Annotated in this window: 7 protein-coding genes; 4 read left to right on the plus strand and 3 right to left on the minus strand. The window is 71.9% G+C overall.

Features of this window, described 5'->3' with window-relative positions; translation table 11 throughout:
- The first annotated feature begins 91 nt into the window (after nt 1-91).
- Nucleotides 92-1,462, plus strand: coding sequence for a cystathionine beta-synthase (locus N864_RS18490; protein WP_034720552.1), 1,371 nt, complete (start codon nt 92-94; stop codon nt 1,460-1,462).
- 9 nt (nt 1,463-1,471) lie between these two features.
- Here the strand turns inward: N864_RS18490 and N864_RS18495 are convergent, their stop codons facing one another.
- Nucleotides 1,472-2,044, minus strand: a complete 573-nt coding sequence (locus N864_RS18495; protein WP_081794024.1) for an HhH-GPD-type base excision DNA repair protein — start codon at nt 2,042-2,044, stop codon at nt 1,472-1,474.
- Nucleotides 2,041-2,691: an IMPACT family protein gene (locus tag N864_RS18500; protein ID WP_034720556.1), complete on the minus strand. Its 651-nt coding sequence runs from the start codon at nt 2,689-2,691 to the stop codon at nt 2,041-2,043. Before N864_RS18500 ends, N864_RS18495 begins: the two co-directional genes overlap by 4 nt.
- Nucleotides 2,692-2,844: 153 nt before the next feature.
- Here N864_RS18500 and N864_RS18505 point away from each other — a divergent pair, with 153 nt between their 5' ends.
- The 3 genes from N864_RS18505 to N864_RS18515 all read left to right on the plus strand — a co-directional run bounded on the left by N864_RS18505 (nt 2,845) and on the right by N864_RS18515 (nt 4,949).
- Nucleotides 2,845-4,092 (plus strand): nitrate/nitrite transporter, encoded by a 1,248-nt coding sequence (locus tag N864_RS18505; protein WP_051518785.1) that lies wholly within the window; start codon nt 2,845-2,847, stop codon nt 4,090-4,092.
- A 117-nt stretch (nt 4,093-4,209) separates the two neighbouring features.
- Nucleotides 4,210-4,587, plus strand: a complete 378-nt coding sequence (locus tag N864_RS18510) for a fluoride efflux transporter FluC (protein WP_034720558.1) — start codon at nt 4,210-4,212, stop codon at nt 4,585-4,587.
- Entirely contained in the window at nt 4,584-4,949 is a 366-nt protein-coding gene (locus N864_RS18515) for a FluC/FEX family fluoride channel (RefSeq protein ID WP_081794025.1), read from the plus strand. Before N864_RS18510 ends, N864_RS18515 begins: the two co-directional genes overlap by 4 nt.
- Here the strand turns inward: N864_RS18515 and N864_RS18520 are convergent.
- On the minus strand, nt 4,942-5,619 hold the full coding sequence (locus N864_RS18520; RefSeq protein WP_034720561.1) for a sirohydrochlorin chelatase: 678 nt from the start codon (nt 5,617-5,619) through the stop codon (nt 4,942-4,944). The two genes, N864_RS18515 and N864_RS18520, sit on opposite strands and share 8 nt — an antisense overlap.
- Nucleotides 5,620-5,687 lie beyond the last annotated feature (68 nt).

Here is a 5,687-nt window from a genome sequence, read left to right on the forward strand (position 1 = left end):
CAACCGACGAAGGGCCAGCAACCGACTGGAGGGAGGTGAGCGGCATACCCGCCGCATCGGCACGAAGCGGAGCGTCTGCGAGGATGTCAGCGTGAAGTACGCAGAGCACGTCGCAGACCTCGTCGGGAACACCCCGCTCGTCAAGCTCACCACCGTCACCGCGGACGCGGGGGTGAAGTGCACCGTCCTCGCGAAGGTCGAGTACTTCAACCCGGGCGGGTCGGTCAAGGACCGCATCGCCCTTCGCATGATCGACGCGGCCGAGCGGGAGGGGCTGCTCAAGCCCGGCGGCACGATCGTCGAGCCGACGAGCGGCAACACTGGCGTCGGGCTCGCGCTCATCGCGCAGCGGCGCGGCTACAAGTGCGTGTTCGTCTGCCCCGACAAGGTCAGCCAGGACAAGCAGGACGTGCTCAAGGCGTATGGCGCCGAGGTCGTCGTCACCCCCACGTCCGTCGCGCCCGACCACCCCGACTCGTACTACAGCGTCTCCGACCGCCTCGTGAAGGAGATCGACGGCGCCTGGAAGCCGAACCAGTACTACAACCCGGAGGGTCCGAACAGCCACTACCACTCGACAGGCCCGGAGATCTGGGCGGACACCGACGGTCGCGTAACGCACTTCGTCGCGGGCGCCGGCACGGGCGGCACCATCAGCGGGACGGGCCGCTACCTCAAGGAGGTCTCCGACGGCGCGGTGCGGATCATCGCCGCGGACCCGGAGGGCTCGGTCTACTCCGGCGGCAGCGGCCGGCCGTACCTCGTCGAGGGGGTCGGTGAGGACTTCTGGCCCGGTGCCTACGACCCGTCGGTCGTCGACGAGGTCATCGCCGTGAGCGACGCCGACTCGTTCGAGATGACCCGGCGCCTGGCCAAGGAGGAGGGCCTGCTCGTCGGCGGGTCCTGTGGCATGGCCGTCGTCGCCGCCCTGCGCGCCGCGAAGGACCTGCCCGAGGACGCCGTCGTCGTCGTGCTGCTGCCGGACTCCGGTCGCGGCTACATGTCGAAGATCTTCAACGACGAGTGGATGTCCTCCTACGGCTTCCTCCACGAGCACGGCGAGCAGACGATCGGGGACGTGCTCCGGTCCAAGTCCGGCGACCTGCCGGCCCTCGTGCACACGCACCCCAACGAGACCATCCGCGACGCGGTCCAGATCCTGCGTGAGTACGGCGTCTCCCAGATGCCGGTCGTCAAGGCCGAGCCGCCGGTCATGTCCGGCGAGGTCGCCGGCTCCGTGAGCGAACGGGCCCTGCTCGAGGCGCTCTTCACCGGGCAGGCCCACCTGGCCGACTCCGTCGAGAAGCACATGGAGCCCGGCCTGCCCCTGGTCGGCTCGGGCGAGCCGGTTGCCGAGGCGCGCGAGGCGCTCGAGAAGCACGACGCCGTGCTCGTCATCGAGGACGGCAAGCCGGTGGGCGTGCTGACGCGGGCGGACCTGCTCGGCTTCCTCGCGGACTGAGCCAAGGCGTCAGGCGCCTGCCTTCGCCCTGGCCTTCATCTCCTTCTTGAACTCGCGCACCTTCGCCTTGGAGGCATCGTCGACGACGTCGGCGATCGACCTGAAGCCGTCCTGGCCGTAGTCGCCGGTCGCCTCCTGCCAGCCCGCGGGCCGCACGCCGAACTGCTTGGCGAGGAGGGCGACGAAGATCTTCGCCTTCTGCGCGCCGAAGCCCGGCAGCGTCCCGACCCGGCGCACGAGCTCGGCCCCCGACTCGGCGTCCCGCCACACGGCCGCCGCGTCGCCGCCCCAGTCGTCGACGAGCGCCTGGCACAGCTGCCGCGTCCGCTCCGCCATCGAGCCCGGGAAGCGGTGCAGCGCCGGCGGCGTCCGGAACAGCTCGAGCAGCTCCTCGGGCGGCAGGGCGGCGATCGTGCCCGCATCGAGGCGCTCGACACCCAACCGCGACGCGAGAACGCTCGGCGAGGTGAACGCCTTCTCCATCGGGATCTGCTGGTCGAGGAGCATGCCGAGCAGGAGCGCCAGGGGGTCGCGCTCGAGCAGGGCGTTGCCGTCGTCGGTGGTGGCGAGGTGCAGGCTCATGGCTCCATCCTGACCCATTGCTCACCGACGAGCGTGAACTCCGCCGCACCGGCCGTGAGCTCGGCAAGGACGCCGTTCGCCCGGGCCTGCCCGTCGGGTGGGACGGCGGCCCGGATCCGCACCCCGTCCGCCCCGTAGTCCACCCCCGCCACGGCCAGGTCCGCCCGGGCGCGCAGGGCGTTCTCGACGCGGGGCCCGTCCGCGTGCGAGACGGTCGTCGTGAGTATGACGCTGAGCTCGTAGCGCGCGAGCGTGGCGGTCGCGAGGGCGGCGTGGACCGCGTCGCCGTAGGCCCGGATCAGCCCACCGGTCCCGAGCAGGACACCGCCGAACCACCGGGTCACCACCGCGACGACGTCGGTGACCCCCGCACCACGGAGCACCTCGAGCATCGGCATCCCGGCCGTCCCGGACGGCTCCCCGTCGTCGTTGCTGCGCTGGAGCGCGCCGTCCGGCCCGAGGACGAATGCCGTGCAGTGGTGCCGAGCGTCCCGAGAGCCCGCCCGGACGCGCTCGATCACCGCGCGGGCGGCCTCCTCTGTCGAGACGGGCTCGAGGTCGCAGACGAAGCGGGACCGTTTTACCTCGACCTCCGACCGGACCGGCCGCGCAACGGTCAGGTACGAGCGCACCGAGCTCAGCGGCATACTCCTTCGAACGACGGGCGGACTGGTGACGGCACGAGTATGCCCGGGCGCCCCGACATTCCCGGCCAGGCCGGGTTGCGGTGCGGACCGCGCTGGTTCGGGCCACAATTGGGCACCGGAGCGACGCCCCCTGACTCATCGAAGGAGACCCCGATGAACGCGAAGGCCGCCCCACCGACGGACACCGGCGAGCGGGCCACCGGCCTGCCCGGGCAGACGCTGAACCTGTCGCTCGCCACCCTGGCCTTCGCCCTGACGTTCTGGGCGTGGAACCTCATCGGTCCGTTGGCGGTGAGGTACACCGCCGAGATGCAGCTCTCCAGCACGCAGAAGGCGCTGCTGGTGGCCACGCCCGTGCTCGTCGGATCGGTGGGCCGGATCCCTGTGGGCGCGCTCACCGACCGCTTCGGCGGGCGGCTGATGTTCCCGGTGCTGACCCTCGTCAGCGTGCCGTTCGTGCTGCTCGTCGCGTTCGCCGGCAACGCCAGGTCGTTCCCGATGCTGATTGTCTTCGGCTTCTTCCTCGGCATCGCGGGCACGACCTTCGCCGTCGGCATCCCCTTCGTCAACGCCTGGTACCAGGCCGACCGGCGCGGCTTCGCGACCGGCATCTTCGGCGCCGGCATGGGCGGCACGGCGCTGTCGTCGTTCCTGACGCCGCGCTTCGTCACGTGGTTCGGCTACACGGCCACGCACGTCATCGTCGCGGTGGTCCTCGTCGCGACCGCGGCGCTGTGCTGGTTCGTGATGCGCAACTCGCCGCGGTGGACGCCGAACGTCGACCCCGTCGTCCCGAAGATGACCGCCGCCCTCAGGCTGCCCGTCACCTGGCGGATGTCGTTCCTCTATGCGGTCACCTTCGGCGGGTTCGTGGCGTTCTCGACGTACCTGCCGACCTACCTGAAGGACGTCTACTCGTTCGACCTGACGGCGGCCGGGACGCGCACGGCTGGCTTCGCCATCGCCGCCGTGCTCGCCCGGCCCGTGGGCGGGATCCTCAGCGACCGCCTGGGCCCCCGCACCGTCGTCGCGCTGTCGCTCGCCGGCACGGCGGTGCTCGCCCTCGTCATCGCCTTCGAGCCGCCTCCGGAGCTGCCGGCCGGCATCGCCTTCGTCGTGCTCGCCTTCTTCCTCGGCCTCGGCACCGGCGGCGTCTTCGCCTGGGTGGCCAGACAGGCCCCGCCCGAGCGGGTCGGCTCGGTGACCGGTCTCGTCGGCGCGGCCGGCGGCCTCGGCGGCTACTTCCCGCCCCTCGTGATGGGCTTCACCTTCCACCAGGTGTTCCCCGGCTATGGGCTGGGACTCGCGCTGCTGTGCGTCGTCGCCGTCATCGCACTGCTCTTCACCTGGCTCGGCATGAAGATCCCGGCCGCTCGAGAGGCGGCCGCGCAACGCTCCTGACGTCGAGGTGCCGCGCCCGGGCCTGGCGTGGGGTGATTCACATCCGTCGCGCGCGTCGCAACCAAGCCGTGACCGGTTGGTCCCCAAGGTGTGATTTGCGCAGATCACACTGATGGCATGCGCCTTCTGCCCGTCGCCCTCGGAGGAGCGGCGGGGACCCTGTTGCGGCTGATGCTGACCCAGGGTGATACCGGGCACGGGTGGGACACGCGGATGACCGTCGTCAACGTCGTCGGCGCCTTCCTGCTCGGCGTGACGAGCCAACTGCGGCTGCGCCCCGAGCAGCGGGACCTGCTGATGACCGGTGGCCTGGGCGCGCTGACGTCGTTCTCGATCCTCGCGGTGGCGTTCGTCGACGGTACGCAGCCCGCGGCGGCGTGGATCGGGATGGCCACGAGCCTCCTGCTCGGGCTGGTTGCCGCGCTGGCCGGCATCCTGCTCGGCCGCCTCCTCACCGACGGGGCCGACGGTTTCGAGCCTGAGGTCGAGGCGTGACGGCGGTCCCGCTGTGGGCGTGGGCCCTCGCGGTCGTCGTCGGTGCCGTCTCGGCCGTGGCCCGCGGCTGGATGGTCGAGCGGCTCCCGCGCGGGCGCCTGCCCCTGGGCGTCCTCGTCGCCAACGTGCTGGCCTGCGCCGTCGCGGGGGCGGCCGTCGGCGCCCGCGATCGGATGGACGTCGCCTGGTTCTTCGTCGTCGTGGGCGGGCTCTGTGGCGCCCTGTCGACGGTCGCCGACCTCAGCCGGGACACCGCCCTCCTCGTCCGTGGCGGGGACGCCGTCGGTGCGGTCGGCAACCTCGCGCTCAACGTCGCGCTCGGGCTGGGAGCAAGCTGGGCGGCATACCTCCTGGTCAGCTGACGTACCGCTCGAGCACGAGGTCGACGAGCGCGGCGGGCGCCGGCTCCCCGGCGAGCAGCAGCGGGGGAGCGACGTGCTGCGCCCCGCACCGTGCCGCGCGGTCTGCGAAGAAGCCCGGCGCGAGCAGGTAGCTCGCCGCGATCACGCCGTGCCCGTCCGCGTGCTCGTGCGCGACGACGTCCTCCAGACGCGGCTCCGCCGCCGAGAGGTATGCCGCTGTCACCCGCACGTCGAGCAGCTCGCCCAGGTGGGTGGCGGCCGTCTCGCAGTCCCGCAGGGCGGACTCGTTGGATGACCCGGCGGCCACGAGCACCACGGTCTCTCCAGGATGGATCTGTCTGGGGCCCAAGCGTTCTCGCAACAGGTGGATGAGTCTGGGGTCTGGTCCGAGGGCCGGCGCCACGGTCGTGCCAGGCACGGCTCGCGCGGCGTCGGTGAGGTCGACGAAGACGTGGTACCCGGCCGACAGGAGCAGCGGCACGAGGCGCGCTGGGCGCCCGTCGAGGTCGGCGAGCACGGCAGCGGGGCTCGGCTCCTGCACGTCGACGAAGGCGGCCCGGACGTCGAGGTCCGGGCGACGTCGCGCGACGGCGTCGACGAGGCCGCGGACGGCGGCCTGCCCCTCGGGCGAGGCGGTGCCGTGCGAGCAGGCGACGAGGACGGGATCCATGCCACCACGATGCCAGCCTCCTGCCTCGATACGCTGCGGGCATGAGAAGCCCTGTGTCAAGCCGCTTG

Source organism: Intrasporangium chromatireducens Q5-1 (assembly GCF_000576575.1).
Classification (GTDB): Bacteria; Actinomycetota; Actinomycetes; order Actinomycetales; family Dermatophilaceae; genus Intrasporangium_A; species Intrasporangium_A chromatireducens.